This is a genomic window from Agrococcus jejuensis (assembly GCF_007679035.1).
Taxonomy (GTDB): domain Bacteria; phylum Actinomycetota; class Actinomycetes; order Actinomycetales; family Microbacteriaceae; genus Agrococcus; species Agrococcus jejuensis_A.
Map to the genome: position 1 here is coordinate 629,506 of NZ_VEFR01000002.1, position 22,718 is coordinate 652,223.

Consider the following 22,718-nt stretch of genomic DNA (forward strand, 5'->3'; position numbering starts at 1 on the left):
GCGGGCAGTGCCAGGGTGGGGACATGACCGACGCCGAGATCGAGACCCCGCCCGACACTCCCGAGGGCACCGAGACGCCCGAGGAGGCGCAGCGGCGCAAGTTCCGCGAGGCGCTCGCGAAGAAGGAGCAGCAGCACCACGGCCAGGGTCAGGCCGCCGGCCCGATCCAGCAGGCCCACACGGGCCCTGCGGTGCAGAAGCGCGTGCACCGCAGGAAGTCCGGCTGACGCGACCGCCGCATCCCCGGCTGTCCACCGATCGAGAGGAGACGCGATGAGCGACGCACGTCCGCATGACGAGGCCAGCGAGGTCGAGGCGCTGACCGACCAGCAGGAGGTGCAGGAGGGCGCGAGCCCCGATGCGCAGCGCGACGCCGCGGAGACGGTCGTCGAGGGGTCCGGCGTCGACGCCGACCGCGAGGTCGACACCGGCTCCGGCGCACCCGAGCAGACCGACGCGGATGCTGGCGCATCCGAGACCGACGCGACCGGACAGGACGTCGAGGACGCCGGCACCGGCACCGCCGACACGACCGACGACCCCGAGCTCGACAGCCCCGACTGACGCCCGCTCGGCCGACGCCCCATCCGCCTCCGGCGGGTGGGGCGTCGTCGTGCGTCGGGCTCGGAGGCCCGCGTGCGTCAGCCGCGCAGGTACGTCAGCTGCGCCGCGACCGAGGCCTCGACCGCCGACCGCACCGACGAGGGCACGTCGGCGTAGACGAGGTTCGCGACGGCCTCGACCGAGGCGTCCTGCCCCAGCCGCGCGAGCGCCTCGCGCACCTCCGTCAGCCGCTGCTGGCGATGCTCGCGGTAGGCGCGCACGACCTTCGCGAGCGACGGCAGCTCGTCGCCATGGCCCGGCAGCACGCGGGCGTCGCCGAAGCCCTCGAGCCGGTCGAGCGTCGCGAGGTAGTCGTCGACCGAGCCGTCGGGCTGCGCGATCACCGTCGTGCCGCGGCCGAGGATCGTGTCGCCCGTCACCATCGCGCCGTGCTCGCCGTGGTGCTCGATCCACAGCGCGATCGAGTCGGCGGTGTGGCCGGGTGCGGCGACGACCCGGATGGGCGCCTCGAGCACGTCGAGCACCTCGTCGTCGACGAGCGGATCGGCGCCGACGCACCAGTCGTCGTCGAACCCGCGCAGCGGCACCCCGACGCGCTCGGCGACCTCGATCGCCGCATCCGTGTGGTCGTGGTGGTGGTGCGTCACGACCACCAGCCGCACGGGCAGGCTCGCGAGCGTCGCGATGTGGGCGGCGTTGCGCGGTCCGGGATCGACCACGACGACGCCGCGCATGTCACCGACGATCCACGTGTTCGTGCCGTCGAGCGTCATGGGCCCCGGATTGGGGGCGAGGATGCGGCGGATGCCCACGTTGGCGACCATGCACCAACGCTATCCCCGGTGCCATGCGCCGCGCGTGCGGCAGCAGTGGCGCGTCGATGGGTTCGGCCGGGCAGGACGTGACGCTCAGCGGCACGCCGAGGGGGATGCTCCCTGGAGCGCCTGCTGAGCGTCACATGCTGCCGGCGCGGGTAGCGTGACGGCATGGTCGATGCCGCCCTCCCCGCCGCCGCGACGGTCGTGCTGCTGCGCGACGCCGACGATCCCGTGCTGCCGGGCGTGGAGGCGCTGCTGCTGCGCCGGCCCGATCGCGGCTCGTTCGCAGGCGCGTGGGTGTTCCCCGGCGGCCGGGTCGACGAGACGGATGCGGGTGCCGACGAGGATGCGCGAGCCGTGTCGGCCGCGATCCGCGAGACGCGGGAGGAGACGGGTCTCGTGCTCGCCGCCAACGACCTCGCGGCGCTGTCGCACTGGACGCCGCCCGAGGAGACCAGCCGCCGCTTCCGCACGTGGTTCTTCATCGCTCGCGCCCCGCAGGCCGAGGTCGTGCCGAATCCCGGCGAGGTCGAGGAGCATCGCTGGCTGCGTCCGCAGGATGCGCTCGACGCGCACGCCGAGGACGACCTGCTGCTCTTCCCGCCGACCTGGGTCACGCTGCACGCGCTCGTCGGTGCCGCCTCGGTCGACGACGCGATCGCCGGCGCGCGCGCGGCCGAGATCGACCGCTTCGTCACGCACCACGACCCCGCCGCGCAACGGTTCCTGTGGCACGGCGACGAGTCGTACGGCGGGGCCGCCGAGACGCCCGACGGGCCGCGGCACCGCCTGCTCACGGCCGAGCAGCCGTGGCGCTACGAGCGGCGCTGATCGCCGCGCGCACCGGCCATCCAGGCGAGCGGCCTAGCCTCGCGGCATGCGGATGCGTCGGCTCGGATTCGTCGCGGCCACCGCGTTCGCCGCGAGCGCGACCGTCGCGTGCATGCCGTTGCCCGTCGTCTGCACGACCGTCGGCTACGCCTCGGTGCTGACGGTGACGCCGGCCGAGCCGCGCGCCGACATCTCGCTCGAGCTGTGCGTCACCGAGGGCTGCACGCCCCGCGCGTTCGACGAGGCACCTTCCGACCAGCCGATCGAGGTCTGCGAGACCGAGGAGTGCATCACGGGCGCGCCGGAGGAGCCCGCGGCGAGCGCCGACGACGGCATCTGGCAGATCGAGAGCGGCGACGGGCGCGACGGCTGGACGGTCTCGATCTTCAGCGGCAGGACCGTCGTCGCGTACCGGCTCCTCGATGCCGACGGCGCCGTGCTCGCCGAGGGCGAGGTGGAGCCCGATTGGGTGCGCGTCGGCGGCTCCGAGCAGTGCGGCGGACCGGCAGAGGCGGAGGTCGTGCTCGGCTGAGCGCTCCCAGCCTGCATGCCGCAGCGCGTGCGACGCTGCTCGCACCGCCGACCGAGGAGCTCCATGCGCCGTACCCTGCCGTTCGCGATCGTCGCCGTGGCCGCGCTCGCGGGATGCGGTGCTCCACCGCCGACTCCGGCATCGTCGAGCGCGCCCGAGACGACGTCCGTCGCGGACCCCATCTCGTCGACCGACTCGCTCTGCAGCCTCGACGTCGCGCTCGTCTGCGAGCAGCTCGCGGGCGTGCTCTACGTCACGGTCGCGGCCGAGGCGGCCGACGCCGACGTCATCGCCCTCGCGAGCGACCTGAGGAACGCTGCCGACCACGAGCAGCTGCCCGGCGCCGTGCTGCAACGCGAGGTGACGACGCTCATCGCCCCGATCTCGGAGTACTCGACGCCGCCGCCGTGGTCGACCGACGTGCTCGCCGTCGACACGGCGCAGCAGGCCGCCGACGTCGTGGAGTCGCTGCTGGCGGTCGAGGACGTGCCGGGCGTCGTCATGACCGATGCGCGCGGCACGTGGCCGTCAGTGGTCGTCGACGACGTCGCGACGATGCCCGCCGCGTTCGCCGGAGCCTCCGCGCTGCCGCTCTTCGCCGACGGCGGCTCGTATCAGCTGCTGTCGTTCGACGATCGCCTGCGCATCGAGCACACGCCGCGCTGGGTCGCGCCGATCGCGGTCGAAGCGGTCGTCGCACTCGCGGTCGCCTACCCGGAGGCCGAGGTGCTGCTCGAGGCCATGGCGGGCGGCGAGGCCGCGCCGACGCTGTACGTCGCGCGCCTCACGACGACGCAGCTCGCCGAGGTCGAGGCGTTCCTCGCAGATCCCGCATACGCGGGCGCGAGCCGCACGGGTGGCGTGCCCTACGTGCTGACGACGTACGAGGGAGCGGGCGCGACCGTCACCGGCGCGTTCGGCGCCTGACGACGCGACCCCGACCGCGTCAGCGCGTGAACGCGTACAGGATGCAGAGCATCGTCACGACGAAGCCGCACGCGTAGTTGATGCCGAGGAACCAGCGCCAGCCGCCGTTCGCGCGACCCGAGTCGGCATCCGACACCGAGCGGTACGGCCACGCCGCGATCACGTAGGGAATGGCGAGCACGGCGGCGAGCACGCCGGGCCAGCCCGTGAGCAGCATGAGCAGGCCGGCGCCGATCCACATGCCGATCGCGAGCCGCGTCGTGCGCGCGGCGCCGAGCACCGTGGCGATCGAGGCGATGTCGGCCTCGCGGTCGGGCACGACGTCCTGCACGGCGCCGAACGCGTGGCTCGCCATGCCCCAGAGGAAGAAGGCGGCGAGCAGGGCGACGAGCTGCGGCGTCCACGTCGCGTCCGCGAGCACGAGGCCGTAGACGGCGGGCGACACGAAGTGGGTCGACGACGTCATCGAGTCCGCGAACGGCCGCTCCTTCGTGCGCAGCGGCGGCGCCGAGTACGCGACGACCGCGACGAGGCTCACGGCGAGCACGATCCACGACGGCCACGACCCCAGCACGACGAGCGCCACGACGAACGGCGCGCATGCGAGCGCCGACGCGACGAGCGTCGGCCGATGCAGCTCGGGCGCGAGCAGCGCGCCCTCGACGCCGCCCTTGCGCGGGTTGCGCAGGTCGGAGGGGTAGTCGAAGACGTCGTTGATGCCGTACATCGCGAGGTTGTACGGCACGAGGAAGAAGACGGTGCCCACGACGAGCGCCACGTCGACGCGACCCGTGACGAGCACGTACGCGGCGGCGAACGGGAAGGCCGTGTTGATCCATGACAGCGGCCGCGACGACGCGACGAGGCGGCCGATCATGCGCGTCCCTCCCGTGTGCGGTCCGCATCCGCTCGCGGTCGTGCCGGCACGAGCGACCACACCGCGACGCCGACGAGCAGCGCGACAGCCGGGTACGCGAGGTCCTCGATCGGTGCGAGCCACAGTCGGATGCCCGTCGTGCCCGGACCGTACGAGAACAGGTCGGCAGCGATCATGAGCGAGTCGAACACGATCGTGAGCACCGCCAGCGCGACGAACGCGAGCAGCATCGCCTGCAGGGCGCGGGGCGCGAGCCGACGGCGCGCGACGAGCAGCAGCACGAGGGATGCCGCGCCGAAGATCGCGATGAGCAGCAGGTAGGTCACCGCGCGGCCTCCGCACCGGCCCGGCGGGACTCGAGCACCCGCAGCGCCGCGCGCCACAGCACGATCGCGATGTACGAGAGGAAGACGAGGAAGACGGGCTCCTCGATCGGCATGTGCGGCCCGAGCTCGATGCCCGTCATGCCGGCGCTCTCGCCGATGCGGAAGAGGTCGACCGAGATCGCCACGAGATCCCACACGAGCAGCAGCGCCGTGGATGCGGAGACGGCGACGATCGTGCGCCGCGGGTCGTGCCACAGCGCGAGCCGCCAGCGCCGGTCGATGATCGCCATGCCCGCCATCGACCCCAGCAGCGATCCGAGGTAGGCGAACGACAGCAGGGTCACGCGTCCACCGCGTCGACCGGCGGCTCGGGCAGCGGCCCGACCGAGCGGTCGCCGCGCACGTGCTTGAGCACGAGCTCTGCCGAGATGAGGCACATCGGCATGCCGATGCCCGGCACGGTCGACTGGCCGGCGGTGAGCAGGCCGTCGACCCCGCGGTAGGCGGTCGTGCCGCGCAGGAACGCCGACTGGCGCAGCGTGTGCGCCGGGCCGAGCGCGGTGCCGCGCCACGCGTCGAACCAGTCGGCGAAGTCGGCAGGACCGATCGTGCGGCGCACGCGGATGCGGTCCGCGAGGTCGGTCGCGCCCGTCCACTCGGCGATCTGCGCGATGGCGTCGTCGGCGATGCGCTCGACGGCGGCGTCGCCCGCGCCGTCGATCCCGCCGTGCCCGATCGAGGCATCGGCAGGCAGCGGCACGAGCACGAAGAGGTTCTCGTGGCCCTCGGGGGCGACGGTCGCGTCGGTGCGACTGGGCGCGCAGACGTAGATGTTCGCGTCGCCGCCCGGCCACGGCACCGTGCCATCGAGCGCGCGGAAGCCCTCGCGCCAGTCGCCGGTGAACATGAGCGAGTGGTGGGCGAGCTCGGGCAGACGCCCCTCGACGCCCAGCAGCACGAGCACGGCGCTCGGCCCCGGCGTCGCCTTCGCCCAGCGCCGCTCGCCGCGCGCGTGGAACCGCTCGGGCAGCAGGCGCGTCTCGACGGCGTGCATGTCGGACGCGGCGACGACGACGTCGGCGTCGAGCGACTCGGTGCCCGCGCCGCGGTCGACCTCGACGCCGACCGCACGACCGTCGACGACGCGGATGGACGAGACGCGCGCGCCCGTCTCGATCGCGACGCCGTGGGCCGTCGCGAGGCGCGCGAACGCCTCGACGATCGTGCCGAAGCCGCCCACGGGATAGCCGACGCCGTCGACGAGGTCGAAGTGGCTCATGAGGTGGTACATGCTCGGCGCCGCATACGGATTCGTGCCGAGGAAGACCGCCGGATACCCGAGGATCTGGCGCAGCCGCTCGTCGGAGACCGTGCGGTCGATGCGGCTCGAGAGCGGCTCGAGCAGCAGGCGCGCGAGGGTGCCCGACTCCCGCACCACGCCGGTCCCGCGCAGCGACGCGGGCGAGTCGAAGCGGTTGTAGAGCAGGCCGTCGACCGCGAGCGAGGCGACGTGCTCCGCGGAGTCGAGGTACGACCCGAGCGCGGCGCCCGCGCCGGGCTCGATGCCCTCGAACACCGCGAGCGAGTCGTCGCGATCCGACCGCAGCTCGACCGGCTCGCCGCCCGCATGCCACACGCGGTATGCGGGATCCAGGCGCACGACCTCGAGCTCGCGCTCCATCGTCGTGCCGAGCATGCGGAACGCGTGCTCGAACACCGAGCCCATGAGCAGCCACGACGGACCGGTGTCGAAGGTGAAGCCCTCCGCGCGCCAGGTGCCCATGCGGCCGCCGACCTCGTCGCGCTGCTCGAGCAGCGTCACGGCATGGCCGTCGCGCGCGAGCAGAGCCGCGGAGTGGAGGCCGGCGATGCCGCCGCCGACGACGACGATGCGCTTGCGCGCGTGCGCGCCCGCGCGCTGGGCGGAGCCCATCACCGCACCGCCGCGGCGGCGAGGATGCGCAGCTTCTCGGGCGCGGGCACGCGCACCCGCTCGCGGCGCAGGCGATCGGCGGGCGTCGCGCGCAGCCGGCGCGACAGCGCGGCGAACAGCCCGTGGGCGGCTCCCACTGCGCGACGCGCGTCGCGCGGCAGCATGGGCAGCGTGCCCTCGGCGATCGCCAGGTCGGCATCGATGCGGTCGAGCACGGCGTGCTTCGCCTCCTCGGTCGGATGCGCAGGGTCGAGCTGCGGCAGGTAGCGGCGGCCGAGGCCGTCGGCGTCGGCGGCGAGGTCGCGCACGAAGTTCACGCGCTGGAACGCGGATCCGAGCGCGCGAGCGCCCGCATCCAGCCGCTCGCGATCACGGGGCGCCGGCGGCGCGTCGGCGAGGAACGCCGCGAGGCACATGAGCCCCACGACCTCGGCCGAGCCGTAGACGTACTCGTCGAGCTCGGCCTCGTCGGTGAGGTCGACGGGGTCGAGGTCGCGGCGCATCGAGGCGAAGAACGGACGCGTGAGCTCGGGCCCGAAGGACGCGACCGCCGCGGCGTCCTGGAAGGCGTGCACGAGCAGGTTCGTCGAGAAGCGGCGCGTCAGCGACGCCTCCACCTCCTGCTCGAGCGCGTCGAGCAGGCGTCGCCGCTCGTCGACGGGCACGCCCGCGGCATGCGCGGGGCCGTCCACGACCTCGTCGGCCAGCCGCACCACGCCGTAGATCGCGCCGATCTGCCAACGCACGCGCGGCGTCAGCAGCCGCGACGCGAGGCCGAACGACGTCGAGTAGTCGCGGATGACGAGCGCGGCCGACCGGCGGGCGGTGCGCGCATAGAGCTCGAGGCCCGTCTCCTCGGCCATCAGCCGACCTCGACGGGCGAGCACGCGCTCACGCGGGCTCCGGAGCGAGGTCGCGGTCGAGCTCCTGCAGCTGCCACGCGAGCCACGGCGAGAAGGCGAACGGTGCCCCCGCGACGGCGGCACGCAGCGCGGCGGGCGCGACCCACGCGACCTCCTCGACCTCGGCCGGGTTCGGCGCGGGCTCGGAGAGCGCGACGGCCTCGAAGACCGGGCACACCTCGTGCTCGACGATGCCGCCGGCATCGACGGCGCGGTAGCGGAAGTCGGGCAGGATCGGCGTGAGCGGCCCGAGCTCGAGCCCGAGCTCGTCGCGCGCACGCCGGCGCACGGCGTCCTCCATGTCCTCGCCGGGTGCGGGATGCCCGCAGAACGCGTTCGTCCACACGCCCGGCCAGGTCCGCTTCGCCAGCGCCCGCCGCGACACGAGCACGTCACCCGACGCGTTCAGCACGTGGCACGAGAACGCGAGGTGGAGCGGCGTGTCGGTGGTGTGCACCGTGGCCTTCGGGTGGCTGCCGATGGGCGTGCCGTCGTCGTCGACCAGCACCACGAGCTCGACCGGTTCCTCCATCCCGCCACGCTACCGCGCGTCGCCTGCTGCGAGCTGCTCCGCCTCGGCCGTGATGCGCTCCGCCATGCCCTGGAAGATGAAGTGATGGAAGGGCGTGACGCCGAGCCAGTAGAGGCGACCGGAGAGGCCCTTGGGGAAGAACACCGCGCGCTGGCGGTAGCGGCTGCCCTCGCCGTGCGGCTCGACGCTCAGCTCGAGCCACGCACGCCCCGGCACGCGCATCTCGGCGCGCAGCCGCAGCGACCGACCGGGCTGCAGGTCCTCGACGCGCCACCAGTCCAGCTGCTCGCCGACGCGGATGCGGCGCGGATCGCGGCGGCCGGCGAGGCCGGCCCCTCCCGCGATGCGATCCATCCAGCCTCGCGCCGCCCACAGCAGCGGCATGGAGTACCAGCCGTTCTCGCCGCCGATGCCCTCGACGATCCTCCACACGGCCTCGGGCGGCGCCGTCGACTCGCGCTCGCGCTCGTCGCTGAGCACGAGCGTGCCCGCCCAGTCGGGATCCGACGGCAGGGGATCCGACGGCGGCGCATCGTCGCCCGCCGCATCCCGCCACGACGTCTCGACCTCGGAGCCCTTCTCGCGCTTGAGGGCCAGCGCGACGGCACGACGGTACGGCACGAGGCCGGCCTCGGGCCTGGCGATGACGTCGTCGATGCGGTGGTCGCGCATGACGCAGTCGTGGATGAGGGATCCGATGAGCGGCACCGCGATCGACCGCGGCACGGGCGTGACGAGGTTGACCCAGTGGGAGGCGAGCCACGGCGTGAGCACGGGCAGCGGCGCGATGGGCCGCTGCGGCAGGCCCGCCTCGACCGCGTAGCCGTTCATCATCTGGCCGTAGCGCAGCACGTCGGGACCGCCGACGTCGTAGGCGCCGTGCACGTCGTCGGGCAGCGTCGCCGACTCGATGAGGTAGTGCAGCACGTCGCGCACGGCGATCGGCTGCACGAAGTTGCGCACCCATCGCGGTGCGGGCATGTACGGCAGCACCTCGGTGAGGTGGCGGATCATCTCGAACGACGCCGACCCCGAGCCGATGACGATGCCCGCCTGCAGCACGATCGTCGGCACGCCCGATGCGAGCAGCACCTCGCCCACGGCCACGCGGGAGCGCAGGTGCTGCGACAGCTCGCCGTCGGGATGCAGTCCGCCGAGGTAGACGATGCGGCCGACGCCCGCGTCCTTCGCGGCGTCCGCGACGTTGCGGGCCTCCTGCGCCTCCTCCGTCTCGAAGTCGCCGCCCGCCGACATCGAGTGCACGAGGTGGTAGACGACGTCGATGTCCTGCATCGCTGCGCGCACCGACTCGGGGTCGGCGAGGTCTCCGCGCACGACGTCGACGTCGCCCTCCCACGGCACGCCCGCGAGGCGGTCGGGGTTGCGTACGAGCGCGCGCACGACGTGGCCTCGGGCGACGAGGCGCGGCGCGAGGCGCCCGCCCAGGTAGCCGGTCGCGCCGAGCACCAGGATGCGGCGCGGATGGTCGGTCGGGGTCGCCTGCGGCTCGGCGGGGAGGTCGTCGGGCTCGACGGGCTTCGCAGCGTGCTTCGGCATGGATTCGACGCTACGGGCGGGGGCCGCAGGGCACCTCGTCGCGGGTGGGGGTGGACAAGCCCGCGGGTGCGGTGCATGCGATCGCGCGGCCGCCGCGTCCGGCGTCAGCGGGGCTCGGCGCGGTCCACGAGCTCGCGCAGGTGCTCGAGGAAGTCGCGCACCGCGATGGCCTGCTCCTGGGTCAGGCCGGCGACCGCCGTGCGGATCTCGTCGGTGAGCGCGTCGTCGCCCTCGATGTGGTCGTTGCGGTTCATGGGCGACAGCACCTTCGACCGCCCGTCGCGCGGATGCTGCCGGGTCGCCACGATGCCGTCGTGCACGAGCTTCGCGATGAGCTCGCTCGCCGTGGACTGGGAGATGCCGAGATGCTCGGCGAGGTCGCTGGGCGTCGCCGGGTCGCCGGCGTCGTCGCGCTCGAAGATCCAGCGCGTCGCCGCGCGCTCTCGAGAGGTGGGCGCGCGGCCCTGCCTGCGGCGGTCGAGCCTGGCCTCGGCCAGCCGCAGCTCCTCGAGCGCCCAGGCGACGCCGTGCTCGTCGGTGTCCTCGCGCGCCTGCTGCATGGTGTCGTCGGTCACGTGCTCATCGTGCGCGGATGCTGCGGATGCTCGCGAGGGGTTGCGCTGCGCGCGTCGGGCGCGAGCGACGGCCGGGACGATGCTTCGCCAGCCGAAGCATCGTCGTGCGGCGTCGATAGCGTGCCTCCGCCCGCATGCAGCGATCGAAGACGAGGCCGTGCCGTCCAACTGCTTCGCGGAGCGAAGCTTCCACGGACGGAGATCGTTGCCTCAACCACCCCTGTCGCCGCTGGCCGACGACACCGAGCCCGCTGCCCATCTCGCGCCGCGGTCGACGGCCGGCGCCCTCGACGCGGCCCTCGAGCGACTGGCGGTCTCGCTCGAAGGCCTCGACGACCTCGACGCCGACGCGCGCGTGCTCGGCGAGACGCGCCGGTCGGTCCTGACGAGGATCGTCGGACACCTCGACCGAGCGACCGCAGCACTGCACGCGCACCGGACGCGCGACGGGCGTGCGCCCGCCGACCCACGCGACGCTCGCCTGCTCGCGACGGGCGCCCCGCTCGCCGTCGGTGGCGCGATCGACCGGCGACGCGGACGCCTCGCCCAGGCCCTCGAGCGCGCGCTCGAGCACGCGTGCCCCGACGACGAGGCCGACCTCGTCGACGAGCTCGACGCCCTCCTCGCCCGCGTCGAGCTCGCGCACGTCGCGCTCGATCACGACTACGACCTCGCCGACCTGCCCGCCGCATCCGTCAGCGCCTGCGCGCGAGTGGCGGCGGCGTTCGCGCGGCTGCAGTCGACGCTGCCGCCCGATCCGCGCATCCGCCCTACCGCTCGGCGACGCGCGGGCATACCCTCTCCCCGAGGCCGCCGTTCGCAGTGAGCCGCGGCACCGACCGAAGGAGTCACCGATGGGTGCGCTGGACGACCTCGCCAAGAAGGCGCAGGGCTTCGTGGAGGAGAACAAGGACCAGATCCAGGCCGCGCTGAAGAGCGAGAAGGCCGAGGACGTGAGCGACAAGGTGCTCGACGCCGTCTCGGAGAAGATCGACGACGTCACGGGCGGCAAGCACAGCGACGCGATCAAGAACGCGCGCGACACCGCCGACAAGCACGTCGGCACCGAGTAGTCCCGTCGCCCTCGGGCGATGGATGCGGGAGGCCGCGGCGCACGGGCGTCGCGGCCTCCGTGCACGGCGTGATGCTGAGAGCACCGTGACGTGCACATCGCGCATGACGGCCCGCTCAGCGACGCTTCGTGCACGCCGATGACCGATCCCACGCGTCCCCAGCCCCTCGACCTCGCGCGCGAGGTCGACGCCTACCTCGCCCGCGTCGGGCAGCTGCGCGTCGTCGAGGTGCCGCCGCTGCTCGGCCTCGCCATCGACGGCCACGGCGACCCGAACACCGCCGATCGGTTCCAGGAGGCGGTCGCTGCGCTCCACCCGCTCGCCTACGCCCTGAAGTTCGCGAGCAAGGCCGAGGGTCGCGACTTCCGTGTCATGCCGCTCGAGGGCCTGTGGTGGGCCGACGACATGGCGTCGTTCACGGCGCAGCGCGACAAGCGTCGCTGGCACTGGACGCTGCGCATCGTCGTGCCCGACCACGTCGACGGCGCGGCCCTCGAGGCCGCTCGCGCGAAGGTCGCCGCCAGGCACGAGCTCGCGGCGCTCCCCGACGTGCGCCTCGAGGTGCTCGACGAGGGCCTGTGCATGCAGACCCTCCACGTCGGAGCCTTCGACGACGAGGCAGGGGTGCTCGCGCACCTGCACGACGTCGCGATCCCCGAGGCCGGCTACCGCATGACAGGCCGCCACCACGAGATCTACCTCTCGGACGCGCGCCGCACGCCGCCCGAGCGCTGTCGCACCATCCTGCGGCAGCCCATCGAGCCCGCCTGACCCGAGCCCGCCGGCCTGAGCGCCGAGCAGGGAACTCGCAGGGCCACGACCGTGCAGCGGCTGCACGGTTGGATGGACGCATGCCCGCCCTCCGCCTCGCCGTCGGCGACCGCCGCCTGCCGCGCGGCGTGACCTTCGTGGTCGCGACCGCGTCGCTGCTGCTCGTCTTCGCCGCAGCGGGCACGCCCATCCCCCACTTCAACGACTACCTCGCCGGCGGCCTCGGCCAGTCGGGCATCGCCACCGCGGCCGTCGTCTACCTCGCCGCCGCGGCGCTGTCGCTGCTCGTGCTCGGACGGCTCTCCGACCACGTCGGTCGGCGTCCGATCGCGATCGCGGCGATGACGCTCTCGATCGTCGGCACCCTCGTGCTCACCACGGTCGAGACCGAGCCGCAGCTGCTCGTGGGACGCATCCTGCAGGGGCTCGGCTGCGGCCTCGCGACCGGGAGCCTCGGCGCGCTCGTGGTCGACACGGCACCCGAGCGACCCGCCTGGCTGCCCGCGCTCATCACGGGCACCGTGCCGATGCTGGGCGTGCCGCTCGGCGCCCTCGCGTCGGGAGCGCTCGTCGACCTCGCACCGTGGCGCGACGTGCTCGGCTACGCGCTCGCCGCAGCACTGCTCGTCGTGTGCGCCGTGCTCGTGCTGCTCGGCCGCGAGACTCGCTCCCGCGTGACCGGCGCCACTCGATCGCTCGTGCCGCAGCTGGTCATCCCGAGGGGATCGGGGATGCTCGTGCTCGCGGTCGGCGCCGCGTACGGCGCGACGTGGTGCATCGGGTCGTTCTACCAGGCCTTCGGCCCGCAGGTGGCCCAGGAGAGCCTCGGCTCGGGGTCGGCCGTCGTCGCCGCGGCCGTCTTCGCGAGCGCGATCGTGCCGGGCGTGCTCGGCGGGCCCATCGCGGGCCGGGGCCGCCCGCAGGTGCCGCTCGTCGTCGGCATCCTCGTGTTCGTCGCGGCCATCGCCGGCGTCGTCGTGGGCGTGCGCCTCGGCTCCGTGCCGGTGTACTTCGTCGCCGCCGGCATCGCCGGCCTCTCGGGCGGCGTCATCGCCACCGCGGGCAACCGCCTGCTGCTGCCCACCGCCGGGCCCGAGCAGCGCGCCGGGCTGCTGTCGACGATCTTCCTCATCTGCTACGCGTCGGCGGCGATCCCGGGCCTCGCCGCGAGCGCGGTCGCCGAGGCGTTCGCGCTCGACGACATCGCGGTCGGCTACGGCGTGCTCGTCGCGCTCATCGGCGCCGTCTCGCTCGGCACGCTCGCGCTGCTCGCGCGCCGCGCACCTGCGGCGAGCTAGCTCGCCGCCGCCTTCCGGCGTCGCTTCGCAGGCGCCTTCGCCGGCGCCGGATCCGGCGTGGCGGCCGCAGCAGCGGCCTCCTTCGCCTCCGCCGCCTTCGTGCGCACCTCCGAGATGTACTCGCGCACGCGCTGGTCGACGATGATGTCGGCGGGCCGCAGCGGTCGCGACAGGTACAGCCCGTCGAGGCTTGTGAGTCGCGAGAGCGCGACGTACGTCTGCCCGGGGCTGAACGCGCGCGAGCCGAGGTCGATGATCGCCTGCTCGAACGTCGAGCCCTGCGACTTGTGGATCGTGACCGCCCACGCGAGCCGCAACGGGAACTGCGTGAACTCGGCGACGACGTCGCGCCGCAGCTCCTTCGTCACCGGCGAGTACTGGTAGCGGTAGCGCTCCCACACCGCCGGCTCGACCTCGTGCTCCTCGCCGTCGATCTCGACGCGCACCGTCTGCGCGATGCGCACGACGCGGCCGATGGATCCGTTGACCCAGCGCTGCTGCGAGTCGTTGCGCAGGAACATGACCTGCGCGCCGACCTTGAGCTCGAGGACCTCCTCGGCGGGCTTGGCACGAGGCCCGAAGTCGCCGGACACCTCCGCGAGGGCCTTCCTCACCGACCCCTTCAGGCGAGCGAGCTCGCGTGCGTTCGTGCGCTGCACCATGTCGTTGCGCGTCGCGAGCGTGAGGATGTCGTCCTCGGGCGGCGTGCGCGCGCCCGCCTCGTTGAGCAGCTGCGCGATGTCGGCCGTGACGGTGCCGTGCCGTACGGCGTTGAGCGCGACCTTGAAGTCGAGGTCGGCCTGCCGGTGGATCTCGACGAGCTCGACGGTGTCGAGGTCGGCCTCGAGCCACACGCGCGCGTCGAAGAACCACATCGAGCGGTAGTGGTCGGCGACGTAGGCGCGCTCGTCGGCGTCGCCGGGCACGGGGGCCAGCTGGTACGGGTCGCCGAACATGACGATCTGCACGCCGCCGAACGCCTCCGCCGGCCGCTGGCGCGCCTGCCGCAGGGAGCGGTCGATGGCATCCATGAGGTCGGCGTTCACCATCGAGACCTCGTCGATCACGAGCGTCTCGATCGAGTTGAGCAGCTTGCGCGTCTCCTGCGTCTGGTCGATCGCGGCATCGCCGATGAGTCCGAGCGGCAGGCGGAAGAGCGAGTGGATGGTCTGCCCGCCTACGTTGAGCGCCGCGACGCCCGTCGGCGCGCAGATCGCGAGCGCCTTCGACGTCTGCCACGCGAGATGCTGCAGCAGCGTCGACTTGCCCGTGCCGGCGCGGCCCGTGATGAACAGGTGGTCGCGCGTCAGCTCGATGCGGTCGAAGACCGCCTGCTGCTCCGCGGTCAGCGACACACCCATCCGTCCAGGGTACGCGCGGCCCGGTGCAGGCCCGAGCAGCGGCGCACCGCTGTGGAGCGGCCCCGCGATCGAGACGCTGGGAGGGATGCTGGGGCTTGCCCCGCGCACGTGGGCGTGTCACCGTCGAGGCATGAGCGGCACCGAGGCCGAGCCCGACGCGGTCGTCGACCACGTCGTGCAGGCGATCACGACCCGGCATCCCGAGCTCGACGGCGACACCGTCGAGCACCTCGCCCGCGAGGAGCACGCGAAGCTCGCAGGCAACCCCGTGCAGGACTACGTCGAGGTGCTCACCGAGCACGCCGTCAAGCAGCGCCTGCACGACGCGCCCTGATCGGGCGCGTCAGTCGGCGGCTGCCTGCAGGCCCTCCGCCTGCGTGAGCCGCTCGCCGGCTCGGCGCGCTGCAGCCGGCCGGGCGAGGACGACGGCGAGCACGATCACGACGATCGCCATCGCCATGCCGGGTCCCCACCATGCAGCGGCCTCGGTGGGCAGCGGGAAGACGTTGCGGAAGAGCGTGTAGGCGAGCACCGCGATCCCGAGGACGGGGATCGCGATCTCCCATCGCGAGACCGTGGTCTGACCGGTGAAGAAGAGCAGCCTGACGGCGCCGACGGACGCGAGCAGGTAGGCGACGAGCAGCACGAGCGTGCCCGTGACGCCCGCGATGGCGAACAGGTCGTAGGGCTCGGCGCCCAGCACCAAGCCGATGACCTCGATGACGGCGACGAGGCCGACGACCGCGGCGACCGCGCGATTCGGGATGCCGTGGCGCGGGTGCACGTGGTCGAGCGCCTTCGGGCCGAGACCGTCGCGCGACAGCGCGAAGAGCAGCCGGCTCGCGCCGACGACGCACGCGAGCGCGCACGCGGCGGCCGAGATGGCGGCGCCGATCGTGATGACGTCGCCGAGCCACGGCGTGATCCAGGTGCTCGCGAGGTCGCCGATGAGGGCGCTCGACCCGATGAACGCCTCGATGCCGCCCTCGTCGGTGCCGAACGCCATGACCTCGATCGCGGTGACGATCACGAAGAAGAGCCCGCCGAAGATCGCGGTGCCGAGGATGGCGCGCGGGATGTCGCGACGCGGCTCCTTCGCCTCCTCGCCGAGCGTCGCGGCAGCCTCGAAGCCTGCGAACGAGAGGAAGCCGAAGACGATGCCGAGGAACACCGTCGAGAGGTCGGTCCCCTCGGGCACCGTGAACACGGACAGGTCGAACGAGGTGCCGTTCGGGGTGTCCCCGGCGATGAGCCGGCCGAGCACGATCACGGCGACGACGAGGATCAGGGCGATCGTGACGCCCTCGACGACGACGAGCACGAGCGTGCCGCGCTTCGCGGGCCGCGAGCCGAGGAACCAGACGACCGCGAGGGCGATCCAGGCGAACACGAACGCCGCCCAGGTGGGCGGCGACGGCCAGATGCCGAACTCGTCGACGAGCTCGGTGACGAAGATGCCGGCCGCCATCGAGGTGACGACGCCGTAGAAGACGTACGTCGCCGCATTGAGCCAGCCTGCCGTGATGCCGGCTCGCGCGCCGAGGGTGGCGCCGACGAACCCGTAGACGCTGCCCGCGTGGTTGAAGCGCTGCGAGAGTCGCACGAACGTGTACGCGATGAGCAGCACGCCGATCGTCGCGAGCAGGAAGGCGAGCGGCACGGCGCGGCCGACGAGCCCCGCGGTGCCCTGCGGGTTGATGTTGATGGCCATCGACGGCGCCATGAGCGCGATCGAGACGCCGATGGCCTCCCATACGTTGAGGGTGCGCGTGAGGGCCGGGGCCGAGGTCGTGCCGGCGTCGCCGGGGCCGGTGCTGCTGGTGCTGGTGGACTCGGACATCGGGATCCTGTCGAACGGAGTCGGCCTGGCGGCCGGGCTCAGAGCCGGTAGAGGCGCCGCGCGTTGTCGGCGGCGATGAGGGTGGCGACACGGAGGGCGTCGCGCTCGGACCAGTCGCCGTCGGCGACGAAGCCCTCGAGCACGCTCGCGGTGCCGTCACGCCACAGGCGCGACCCGAGCAGGTGCAGCTCGGGAGGGCCGTAGGCGTCGGACGAGTAGAGGATCTTGCGGAACGGCGCGAGCTCGAGCGAGCGGGCGATGAGCGACCGTGATCGGGCGCCCACGTAGTTGATCGCGAGGCCCACGTCCATGTGGACGCCCGCGAAGCCCTGCGCGAGGTAGCCGGCCTCGCGTTCGAAGGGGTAGCAGTGCAGCAGCGCGATGGGAGCGTCGGGGTGCTCGCGCAGCAGGTCGATGAGGTGCATGGGATTCGTGTGGTCGAGTCGCTCGTCGCGGTCGCCGAACCCCACGTGGAACTGCAGCGGCACGCCGGCCGCGATGGCGCAGCGGATGCCGAAGACGAGCAGCCGCGGGTCGTCGACCCGGAGGCCGCCCGCGTCGCGCCATCGGTCTGCGAGGCCATCGGCCTCCGCGTCCTCGACGTGCGACCAGTCGACGACGAAGCCCGTGCGGTAGGCGATGATCGTCTTGCATCCGACCGCCTGCGGCTCGGCGAGCCGGCTGGCGAGCTCGGCGCGGAACGCCTCGGCGTACGACCCGCCCGCGGCGACCGCGACCTCGGCGACCTGCTCGAGTCGCACGATCTCGTGCGCAGCGCCGCCCGCCATCGCGGCGAGCTCGCTCGGCGAGCAGACGCCCTCGGTGAACCCGACGTCGACGAGCCAGGCGTCGGTGCCGCTCGCGGCCGTGAGCCGGCGCGCGACCTCCGCGGCGCCGAGCTGCTCGCGGCGGGCCCAGTAGTCGTCGGGATCGGCGTGGGCATCGAGGTCGAGCAGCGGCGCGCATCGCGCACGGATCGCGAAGCCGAGCTGCGTGTCCCACACGGAGTCCCATGCGGGCAGCTCGACCGTCGAGGCCTCGTTGAGCGCGAGCTCGAAGCGCTCGCGCGGCACGGGCGCCACGAAGGCGCCGTGCACGTGATGGTCGACGACGGCGAGCGCGTCGAGGTGCTCGCGGATGCTCGATCCACCTGCGGGCATGCTCACACCGACCACGCGAAGCGGAAGCGCTCGACGGCGGTCTCGTCGTCGAGGTCGCCGTGGTGCGCGAGCTCGTGGCGACGTTGCGCGACGATCGCGTCGACGAGCTCGTCGCCGAGCACCGAGCGCGCCACCGTGCCCGCGTCGAGTCGGTCGATCGCGGTGGCGAGGTCGCTCGTGAGCTGCACGATGCCCGCGGTCTCGCCTTCGTCCGCGCTCATCCGGCCCGGGTCGTCGGTGGCCTCCGGGCGCAGCGGGAGGCCGCCACGGATGCCGGCGAGCGCCGCGCCGAGGATCGCCGCGGAGGCGACGTACGCGCTCGTCGACGGGTCGACGATCTTCACCTCGACGTTCGGCGAGCGTCCGGCGATCAGCCGCACGGCCGCCTCTCGGTTCTCGAGCCCCCACGTGGCCCACGCGCCGGCCCACATGCCCGGGACGAGCCGCGAGGCCGACAGCAGCGATCCGGCGAGCGCACCCTGCAGCTCGGGTAGCGCGTCCACGATGCCGGCGATGGCGCTCGCGCCCTCCCCGGTGATGCCGTGCGGCCCGTCGCCGCCGGCGAGCAGCGGCACCCCGTCGCGATGCAGCGAGACGTGCTGGTGCGCGCCGTTGCCGGCCGAGTCGGTGCGGGGACGAGGGCTGAACGAGATGCGCAGCCCGTGGTCGCGGGCGACGCGTCCGAGCACGAGGCGCATGAGCACGAGACGGTCGGCGGCCTCGACCGGCGACGCGGGCGCGAGCGACAGCTCGAGCTGCTGCATGCCGTACTCGCAGTGCAGCTGCTCGATCGGCAGCTGCACCGCAGCGGCCTCGACGTACACGTCGCGGATGAAGGCCTCGAACCGGATCGTGCCCGCGAGCCCGTACGGCGCCCACCCCAGCGGCGAGAGGGGCTCGCCATCCTCGTCGAACAGCAGCATCTCGAGCTCGTGGCCGACGAGCGCCGTCAGCCCCTCGGCGGCGAGATCGGCCTCGATGGCGGCGAGACGGCTGCGGGTGCACTCGGGCACGACCTCGCCGTCCTGCGTCTCGAAGCGCATCGGCGCCCATGCCAGCCCACCAGGCAGGACGCGCGCGGCGTCGGCATCGATGCGCATGCGCTGATCCCCGACCGCGCCGATGCGGTCGGTGTAGGCGATGCCTCCCTGGTCGATCGTGAAGGCGTGCCACGTGTACGAGGCACCGAGGCCCGTCTCGGCGAAGGCCGTCGCCCGGGGGATGGGCACCGTCTTCGCGAGGATGAGCCCGCCCGGATTCCAGGTGGTGCCGACCAGCATGGTCGCGCCGTCGGCGGTCAGGCGCTCTGCGAAGGCATCCGTCATGACCCCATCATGCAGGCGCATCGTGTCACGTGTGTTACATCTGCGTGATTCTGCGATGATTGTTCTGTTCGTTACATGGCCGACATCTCGCACGAACGCGTGCGCGCGACCATGGAGACCATCCCGTTCGACCTCAAGGAGCGCACCATGTGCCGGCTGCTCGGCTACGCAGCACCTCGCCCCACGACCGCCGCCGAGGTCATCGGCGGCCTCGCATGCGCCGAGTGGCAGCGCATGGGCAGGCTGCACTGCGACGGCTGGGGCACGGCATGGCTCGACGAGCTCGGCTCGGTGCGGCAGTTCCGCGATCCGAGCGACGGCACGACGAACCCCGACCTCGCCAGCGCCCTCGTCGAGCACGAGGCGACCGCGCGCATCACCCACCTGCGGCTCGCGACCGAGGGCATGCGCAACGAGCTCACGAACACGCACCCGTTCGTCGCCGACGGCATCGCCTTCGCCCACAACGGCTCGCTGCACCCCGTCGAGCGGCTGCGCGCCATGGTGACGCCCGACCAGGTGGCGCGCGTGGGCGGCACGACCGACTCGGCGATCGTCTTCGCGCTCATCCTGCGCGCCGTCGATGCCGGCGTGCCGCTGCTCGAGGCGACCACCTCGACGGTGGCGACCCTGCGCGACGAGTTCCCGACCGCGGCGATCAACCTGCTCGTGCTGAGCGACGCCGAGCTCATCGCCGTGCACTCGAACGAGGGCGCGCCCGTGCCCACCGAGGACTTCGAGGCCTCAGGTCTCGGTCCCGACCTGCCGCTCGACCACGTCGACCACTACTACCAGCTGTCGTGGTCGCGAGCCGCCGACGGAGCCGTCGCCTTCTCCTCGAGCGGGCTCGAGGGAGACGGCTGGCAGCGCATGGCGCAGCACACCGCCGCCCGCGTCGACCTCGCGACCCTGCAGGTCGACGTCGTCGATCTCGCGCACGCGCGACGCCGCGCGGCATAGGCGCGCGATGCGCGTGCTCGACGCCATCGACGCAGCCGACCTGCGGCCCAGCGAGCTGCGCGTCGCCCGCGTCATCCGCTCCGACTACCCGGCCAGCGCGCTCGGCACCGTCGCGCAGATCGCGGAGGCCGCGGGAGTCTCGGGCCCGACGGTCGTGCGGTTCGCGAAGGCCATCGGCCATGCGTCCTTCTCGGCGATGCAGGATGCCGTGCGCACCGAGCTCTCCACGCGGCGCGGACCCCTCGGCAAGCTCGACCATCGGCCCGCCGGCGCGACCGCCGACCTCGCGGGCTTCGCCCGGGCCGTCGCGGACGCGGCGGTCGTCTCGCTCGCGCGGATCCCCGGTGCCGAGCTCGAGGCGGCGGTCGACGCGCTCGTCGCCAGGAAGGGCTGGGTGCTCACGGTGGGCGGGCGCTACTCGCGCGTGCTCGCCGCCCACCTCGCGATCAACCTCGCCACCGTGCGGCCGCGCGTGCAGCAGCTCGAGGACCCCCTCGGCCGAAGCCTCACGAGGCTCGTCGACGTCGAGGCGCGGGACACGGTCGTCGTGTTCGACTCCGCCCGCTATCAGCGCTCGAGCGTGCGCGCAGCCGAGCTCGCCGCGACGCGGGGCGCGACCGTGCTGCTCGTCACCGATCCCGGCCTCTCCCCCGCCGCGCGCCACGCCTCCGTCGTGCTGCCCGTCGCCGACGCCGCGCCGACGCCGCTCGACAGCGCGGCGGGCGCCGTCATGCTCGTCGACTACCTCGTGGCACGTGCGATCGATCGGCTCGGGCCCGACGCGACGGCGCGCCTGCAGCAGTGGGAGCCCAGCCGCGAGGGTGAGCTGCTCGCCTGATCCGAGGGACGCGCGCAGCGTCACGTTGCGCCGCATGACGTCGTCCGATGCGCGCGCCGCGAGCGACGACCAGGATGGAGTCGACGAAGGGGGATGCGCATGTGCCGACTGCTCGGCTACGCCGCTCCCCGTGCGACGACGGCCGCAGCCGTGCTCGGTGCCGCCGATGCGCGGGAGTGGCAGCGGATGGGACGGCTCCACGCCGATGGCTGGGGCACCGCCTGGGTCGACGGCGCCGGCGACGTGCGTCGCTACCGCGACCCGAGCGACGGTGCGCAGAGCGCCGACCTGGCGGGGGCCATCGACGACGGCGAGGCCGTCGCCCGCATCGCCCACCTGCGCCTCGCGACCGAGGGCATGGGCAACGTGCTGCGCAACACGCATCCGTTCGTCGCCGACGGCATCGCCTTCGCCCACAACGGCTCGATCCACCCCGTGCAGGAGCTGCGCGCCATGGTGCGGCCCGAGGAGGTCGAGCGCCTCGGCGGCACGACCGACTCCGCGATCGTCGCCGCGCTCGTGCTGCGCGAGGTCGCGCGCGGCGTGCCGCTGTTCGAGGCGACGACGTCGACGGTCGCGCGCCTGCGCGAGCGCTTCCCGACCTCGGCGATCAACCTGCTCGTGCTGTCGGCGGACGAGCTCGTCGCCGTGCACGCCAACGAGGGCGCCCCGGTGCCGCTCGAGCTGTTCGAGTCGTCGGGGCTCGGCCCCGACCTGCCGCTCGACCACGTCGAGCACTACTACCAGCTCTCGTGGCGGCGCGAGGCGGATGGCGCGGTCGCGTTCACGTCGAGCGGGCTGCCCGCCGAGGGCTGGCAGCGCATGGCGCAGCACACCGCGGCCCGCGTCGACCTGACGACGCTCGAGGTCGAGGTCGTCGACCTGCCGCAGGCCGCGCGCCGCGCAGCCTGAGCCGAGCCGCCCCGGCGACCTCGATCGCGTGGTTCGCGCGCGTCAGACGGCCGGCGCCGCCGCGGTCGGGCCCTCGGTCGGCACGCGCAGCGGGATGCGCGAGGGCAGCAGCCCGAGCCTGCGGCGCGACACCGCCCGCGCGACCTCGTACGCGAGCGCGATGAGATGGTCGTCGCCGCGAGGGTCGTCGACGAACGCGGCGCCGACGACGGCGTCGACGACGTGGAAGCAATCGACGAACCGCTCCCGGTAGTCGTCGTCGACCACGATGCCGTGGCGCGGGCCGATCGCGGCGGACACGCGCTCGACGAGCTCGACGACCACGGCGCCCATGGGCCGCATCGACGTGGGCAGCGTCTCGCCCGTGCGCACCGAGCGGTACCCGGGCAGGTCGCGGTACAGCGCCACGTACGCGTCGAACAGCGCCGTGAGCTCGTCGAGCACGTCCTCGCGCGGCTCGGCGATGACCTCGTCGAACCGCTCGCCGAGCATGCGCACGTTGCGGTCGGCGATGCCCTGCAGGATCGCGATGCGGTCGGGGAAGTAGCGGTAGACGGTGCCGACCCCGGCCCCGGCTCGCTCGGCCACGAGCGTCGTCGTGAGCAGCTCGGTGCCGACCTCGTCGACCACCGCCGCGGCGGCGTCGAGGATCTCGTCGATCCGATCGGATGCGCGGCGCTGCACGGGCGGCGTACGGAGGGCCTTGCGCTGCGGGCTCATGGCGGTCCCCCCTCCTCGTCGCTCCATCCTGCGACGATCGCCGTCATCCTGGCACGACCGGTGGACACCGTGTCGCGAATTCGTAC

General features: G+C 73.4%; 27 protein-coding genes. 13 read left to right on the forward strand and 14 right to left on the reverse strand.

What is annotated here, in order from left to right; all coding sequences use genetic code 11:
• Positions 1 to 23 precede the first annotated feature (23 nt).
• Entirely contained in the window at positions 24 to 227 is a 204-nt protein-coding gene (locus tag FS793_RS09800) for a DUF5302 domain-containing protein (RefSeq protein ID WP_144720293.1), read from the forward strand.
• A 46-nt stretch (positions 228 to 273) separates the two neighbouring features.
• The gene (locus FS793_RS09805) at positions 274 to 564 is read left to right on the forward strand and encodes a hypothetical protein (RefSeq protein ID WP_144720294.1); all 291 of its coding nucleotides are present in this window, start codon (positions 274 to 276) and stop codon (positions 562 to 564) included.
• A 77-nt stretch (positions 565 to 641) separates the two neighbouring features.
• Here the strand turns inward: FS793_RS09805 and FS793_RS09810 are convergent, their stop codons facing one another.
• Positions 642 to 1,388: an MBL fold metallo-hydrolase gene (locus FS793_RS09810; RefSeq protein ID WP_144720295.1), complete on the reverse strand. Its 747-nt coding sequence runs from the start codon at positions 1,386 to 1,388 to the stop codon at positions 642 to 644.
• A gap of 162 nt (positions 1,389 to 1,550) precedes the next feature.
• Between FS793_RS09810 and FS793_RS09815 the strand changes: the two genes are divergently transcribed.
• The 3 genes from FS793_RS09815 to FS793_RS09825 all read left to right on the forward strand — a co-directional run bounded on the left by FS793_RS09815 (position 1,551) and on the right by FS793_RS09825 (position 3,672).
• Complete coding sequence (locus tag FS793_RS09815) at positions 1,551 to 2,213, forward strand: NUDIX hydrolase (RefSeq protein WP_144720296.1); 663 nt, start codon at positions 1,551 to 1,553, stop codon at positions 2,211 to 2,213.
• Positions 2,214 to 2,259: 46 nt separating this feature from the next.
• Positions 2,260 to 2,745 (forward strand): hypothetical protein, encoded by a 486-nt coding sequence (locus tag FS793_RS09820; RefSeq protein WP_144720297.1) that lies wholly within the window; start codon positions 2,260 to 2,262, stop codon positions 2,743 to 2,745.
• A 63-nt stretch (positions 2,746 to 2,808) separates the two neighbouring features.
• Positions 2,809 to 3,672: a hypothetical protein gene (locus tag FS793_RS09825; protein ID WP_144720298.1), complete on the forward strand. Its 864-nt coding sequence runs from the start codon at positions 2,809 to 2,811 to the stop codon at positions 3,670 to 3,672.
• Between the two features lie 19 nt (positions 3,673 to 3,691).
• Here the strand turns inward: FS793_RS09825 and FS793_RS09830 are convergent, their stop codons facing one another.
• The 8 genes from FS793_RS09830 to FS793_RS09865 all read right to left on the reverse strand — a co-directional run bounded on the left by FS793_RS09830 (position 3,692) and on the right by FS793_RS09865 (position 10,374).
• Positions 3,692 to 4,549 (reverse strand): prenyltransferase, encoded by an 858-nt coding sequence (locus FS793_RS09830; protein ID WP_144720299.1) that lies wholly within the window; start codon positions 4,547 to 4,549, stop codon positions 3,692 to 3,694.
• The gene (locus FS793_RS09835; protein ID WP_144720300.1) at positions 4,546 to 4,875 is read right to left on the reverse strand and encodes a lycopene cyclase domain-containing protein; all 330 of its coding nucleotides are present in this window, start codon (positions 4,873 to 4,875) and stop codon (positions 4,546 to 4,548) included. The genes FS793_RS09830 and FS793_RS09835 overlap by 4 nt, the downstream gene beginning before the upstream one ends.
• Positions 4,872 to 5,219 (reverse strand): lycopene cyclase domain-containing protein, encoded by a 348-nt coding sequence (locus tag FS793_RS09840; protein WP_260980104.1) that lies wholly within the window; start codon positions 5,217 to 5,219, stop codon positions 4,872 to 4,874. Before FS793_RS09840 ends, FS793_RS09835 begins: the two co-directional genes overlap by 4 nt.
• Positions 5,216 to 6,808, reverse strand: a complete 1,593-nt coding sequence (gene crtI / locus FS793_RS09845; protein WP_144720301.1) for a phytoene desaturase family protein — start codon at positions 6,806 to 6,808, stop codon at positions 5,216 to 5,218. Before crtI ends, FS793_RS09840 begins: the two co-directional genes overlap by 4 nt.
• Positions 6,808 to 7,671 (reverse strand): phytoene/squalene synthase family protein, encoded by an 864-nt coding sequence (locus FS793_RS09850; protein ID WP_144720302.1) that lies wholly within the window; start codon positions 7,669 to 7,671, stop codon positions 6,808 to 6,810. Before FS793_RS09850 ends, crtI begins: the two co-directional genes overlap by 1 nt.
• A gap of 28 nt (positions 7,672 to 7,699) precedes the next feature.
• The gene (gene idi, locus FS793_RS09855; RefSeq protein ID WP_144720303.1) at positions 7,700 to 8,242 is read right to left on the reverse strand and encodes an isopentenyl-diphosphate Delta-isomerase; all 543 of its coding nucleotides are present in this window, start codon (positions 8,240 to 8,242) and stop codon (positions 7,700 to 7,702) included.
• A gap of 9 nt (positions 8,243 to 8,251) precedes the next feature.
• Complete coding sequence (locus FS793_RS09860) at positions 8,252 to 9,799, reverse strand: SDR family oxidoreductase (protein WP_144720304.1); 1,548 nt, start codon at positions 9,797 to 9,799, stop codon at positions 8,252 to 8,254.
• Between the two features lie 104 nt (positions 9,800 to 9,903).
• Positions 9,904 to 10,374: a MarR family winged helix-turn-helix transcriptional regulator gene (locus FS793_RS09865; RefSeq protein WP_144720305.1), complete on the reverse strand. Its 471-nt coding sequence runs from the start codon at positions 10,372 to 10,374 to the stop codon at positions 9,904 to 9,906.
• Between the two features lie 205 nt (positions 10,375 to 10,579).
• On the opposite strand from FS793_RS09865, the gene FS793_RS09870 reads away from it, so the two are divergent.
• The 4 genes from FS793_RS09870 (at position 10,580) to FS793_RS09885 (ending at position 13,516) form a co-directional block, all read left to right on the forward strand.
• On the forward strand, positions 10,580 to 11,200 hold the full coding sequence (locus FS793_RS09870; RefSeq protein ID WP_144720306.1) for a hypothetical protein: 621 nt from the start codon (positions 10,580 to 10,582) through the stop codon (positions 11,198 to 11,200).
• A gap of 28 nt (positions 11,201 to 11,228) precedes the next feature.
• A complete protein-coding gene (locus FS793_RS09875; protein ID WP_144720307.1) occupies positions 11,229 to 11,447 on the forward strand; it encodes an Rv0909 family putative TA system antitoxin in 219 nt (72 codons plus the stop codon).
• A 138-nt stretch (positions 11,448 to 11,585) separates the two neighbouring features.
• Positions 11,586 to 12,218 (forward strand): GyrI-like domain-containing protein, encoded by a 633-nt coding sequence (locus FS793_RS09880; RefSeq protein ID WP_144720308.1) that lies wholly within the window; start codon positions 11,586 to 11,588, stop codon positions 12,216 to 12,218.
• An 80-nt stretch (positions 12,219 to 12,298) separates the two neighbouring features.
• Positions 12,299 to 13,516, forward strand: a complete 1,218-nt coding sequence (locus FS793_RS09885) for an MFS transporter (RefSeq protein WP_144720309.1) — start codon at positions 12,299 to 12,301, stop codon at positions 13,514 to 13,516.
• Here the strand turns inward: FS793_RS09885 and FS793_RS09890 are convergent.
• Positions 13,513 to 14,877, reverse strand: coding sequence for an ATP-dependent DNA helicase (locus tag FS793_RS09890; protein ID WP_144720310.1), 1,365 nt, complete (start codon positions 14,875 to 14,877; stop codon positions 13,513 to 13,515). The two genes, FS793_RS09885 and FS793_RS09890, sit on opposite strands and share 4 nt — an antisense overlap.
• Before the next feature lie 130 nt (positions 14,878 to 15,007).
• On the opposite strand from FS793_RS09890, the gene FS793_RS09895 reads away from it, so the two are divergent.
• Positions 15,008 to 15,211, forward strand: coding sequence for a three-helix bundle dimerization domain-containing protein (locus tag FS793_RS09895; RefSeq protein ID WP_144720311.1), 204 nt, complete (start codon positions 15,008 to 15,010; stop codon positions 15,209 to 15,211).
• A 9-nt stretch (positions 15,212 to 15,220) separates the two neighbouring features.
• On the opposite strand, the gene FS793_RS09900 is transcribed toward FS793_RS09895, so the two are convergent.
• The 3 genes from FS793_RS09900 to FS793_RS09910 are packed head-to-tail and all read right to left on the reverse strand — an operon-like array spanning position 15,221 to position 19,202.
• The gene (locus tag FS793_RS09900; RefSeq protein ID WP_144720312.1) at positions 15,221 to 16,717 is read right to left on the reverse strand and encodes an APC family permease; all 1,497 of its coding nucleotides are present in this window, start codon (positions 16,715 to 16,717) and stop codon (positions 15,221 to 15,223) included.
• Positions 16,718 to 16,755: 38 nt separating this feature from the next.
• Entirely contained in the window at positions 16,756 to 17,877 is a 1,122-nt protein-coding gene (locus FS793_RS09905) for an amidohydrolase family protein (RefSeq protein ID WP_144720313.1), read from the reverse strand.
• A 2-nt stretch (positions 17,878 to 17,879) separates the two neighbouring features.
• Complete coding sequence (locus FS793_RS09910) at positions 17,880 to 19,202, reverse strand: glutamine synthetase family protein (RefSeq protein ID WP_144720314.1); 1,323 nt, start codon at positions 19,200 to 19,202, stop codon at positions 17,880 to 17,882.
• 75 nt (positions 19,203 to 19,277) lie between these two features.
• Between FS793_RS09910 and FS793_RS09915 the strand changes: the two genes are divergently transcribed.
• The 3 genes from FS793_RS09915 to FS793_RS09925 all read left to right on the forward strand — a co-directional run bounded on the left by FS793_RS09915 (position 19,278) and on the right by FS793_RS09925 (position 21,912).
• The gene (locus FS793_RS09915) at positions 19,278 to 20,162 is read left to right on the forward strand and encodes a class II glutamine amidotransferase (protein WP_144720315.1); all 885 of its coding nucleotides are present in this window, start codon (positions 19,278 to 19,280) and stop codon (positions 20,160 to 20,162) included.
• A gap of 7 nt (positions 20,163 to 20,169) precedes the next feature.
• Positions 20,170 to 21,000 carry a MurR/RpiR family transcriptional regulator gene (locus tag FS793_RS09920; RefSeq protein WP_144720316.1) on the forward strand — a complete coding sequence of 277 codons (831 nt, stop codon included), beginning with the start codon at positions 20,170 to 20,172 and terminating at the stop codon, positions 20,998 to 21,000.
• Positions 21,001 to 21,099: 99 nt separating this feature from the next.
• Complete coding sequence (locus tag FS793_RS09925) at positions 21,100 to 21,912, forward strand: class II glutamine amidotransferase (protein WP_186329434.1); 813 nt, start codon at positions 21,100 to 21,102, stop codon at positions 21,910 to 21,912.
• A 42-nt stretch (positions 21,913 to 21,954) separates the two neighbouring features.
• Here FS793_RS09925 and FS793_RS09930 read toward each other — a convergent pair whose 3' ends face one another.
• Complete coding sequence (locus tag FS793_RS09930; RefSeq protein WP_186329435.1) at positions 21,955 to 22,632, reverse strand: TetR/AcrR family transcriptional regulator; 678 nt, start codon at positions 22,630 to 22,632, stop codon at positions 21,955 to 21,957.
• Positions 22,633 to 22,718: the final 86 nt, after the last annotated feature.

Bases quoted from the DNA above. Each gene is read 5' to 3' on its own strand.
- FS793_RS09800 (WP_144720293.1), top strand. From the start codon at position 24: ATGACCGACGCCGAGATCGAGACCCCGCCCGACACTCCCGAGGGCACC.
- FS793_RS09805 (WP_144720294.1), top strand. From the start codon at position 274: ATGAGCGACGCACGTCCGCATGACGAGGCCAGCGAGGTCGAGGCGCTG.
- FS793_RS09810 (WP_144720295.1), bottom strand. From the start codon at position 1,388: ATGGTCGCCAACGTGGGCATCCGCCGCATCCTCGCCCCCAATCCGGGG.
- FS793_RS09815 (WP_144720296.1), top strand. From the start codon at position 1,551: ATGGTCGATGCCGCCCTCCCCGCCGCCGCGACGGTCGTGCTGCTGCGC.
- FS793_RS09820 (WP_144720297.1), top strand. From the start codon at position 2,260: ATGCGGATGCGTCGGCTCGGATTCGTCGCGGCCACCGCGTTCGCCGCG.
- FS793_RS09825 (WP_144720298.1), top strand. From the start codon at position 2,809: ATGCGCCGTACCCTGCCGTTCGCGATCGTCGCCGTGGCCGCGCTCGCG.
- FS793_RS09830 (WP_144720299.1), bottom strand. From the start codon at position 4,549: ATGATCGGCCGCCTCGTCGCGTCGTCGCGGCCGCTGTCATGGATCAAC.
- crtI (WP_144720301.1), bottom strand. From the start codon at position 6,808: ATGGGCTCCGCCCAGCGCGCGGGCGCGCACGCGCGCAAGCGCATCGTC.
- FS793_RS09850 (WP_144720302.1), bottom strand. From the start codon at position 7,671: ATGGCCGAGGAGACGGGCCTCGAGCTCTATGCGCGCACCGCCCGCCGG.
- idi (WP_144720303.1), bottom strand. From the start codon at position 8,242: ATGGAGGAACCGGTCGAGCTCGTGGTGCTGGTCGACGACGACGGCACG.
- FS793_RS09860 (WP_144720304.1), bottom strand. From the start codon at position 9,799: ATGCCGAAGCACGCTGCGAAGCCCGTCGAGCCCGACGACCTCCCCGCC.
- FS793_RS09875 (WP_144720307.1), top strand. From the start codon at position 11,229: ATGGGTGCGCTGGACGACCTCGCCAAGAAGGCGCAGGGCTTCGTGGAG.
- FS793_RS09880 (WP_144720308.1), top strand. From the start codon at position 11,586: ATGACCGATCCCACGCGTCCCCAGCCCCTCGACCTCGCGCGCGAGGTC.
- FS793_RS09885 (WP_144720309.1), top strand. From the start codon at position 12,299: ATGCCCGCCCTCCGCCTCGCCGTCGGCGACCGCCGCCTGCCGCGCGGC.
- FS793_RS09890 (WP_144720310.1), bottom strand. From the start codon at position 14,877: ATGGGTGTGTCGCTGACCGCGGAGCAGCAGGCGGTCTTCGACCGCATC.
- FS793_RS09895 (WP_144720311.1), top strand. From the start codon at position 15,008: ATGAGCGGCACCGAGGCCGAGCCCGACGCGGTCGTCGACCACGTCGTG.
- FS793_RS09900 (WP_144720312.1), bottom strand. From the start codon at position 16,717: ATGTCCGAGTCCACCAGCACCAGCAGCACCGGCCCCGGCGACGCCGGC.
- FS793_RS09905 (WP_144720313.1), bottom strand. From the start codon at position 17,877: ATGCCCGCAGGTGGATCGAGCATCCGCGAGCACCTCGACGCGCTCGCC.
- FS793_RS09910 (WP_144720314.1), bottom strand. From the start codon at position 19,202: ATGACGGATGCCTTCGCAGAGCGCCTGACCGCCGACGGCGCGACCATG.
- FS793_RS09915 (WP_144720315.1), top strand. From the start codon at position 19,278: ATGGCCGACATCTCGCACGAACGCGTGCGCGCGACCATGGAGACCATC.
- FS793_RS09920 (WP_144720316.1), top strand. From the start codon at position 20,170: ATGCGCGTGCTCGACGCCATCGACGCAGCCGACCTGCGGCCCAGCGAG.
- FS793_RS09925 (WP_186329434.1), top strand. From the start codon at position 21,100: ATGTGCCGACTGCTCGGCTACGCCGCTCCCCGTGCGACGACGGCCGCA.
- FS793_RS09930 (WP_186329435.1), bottom strand. From the start codon at position 22,632: ATGAGCCCGCAGCGCAAGGCCCTCCGTACGCCGCCCGTGCAGCGCCGC.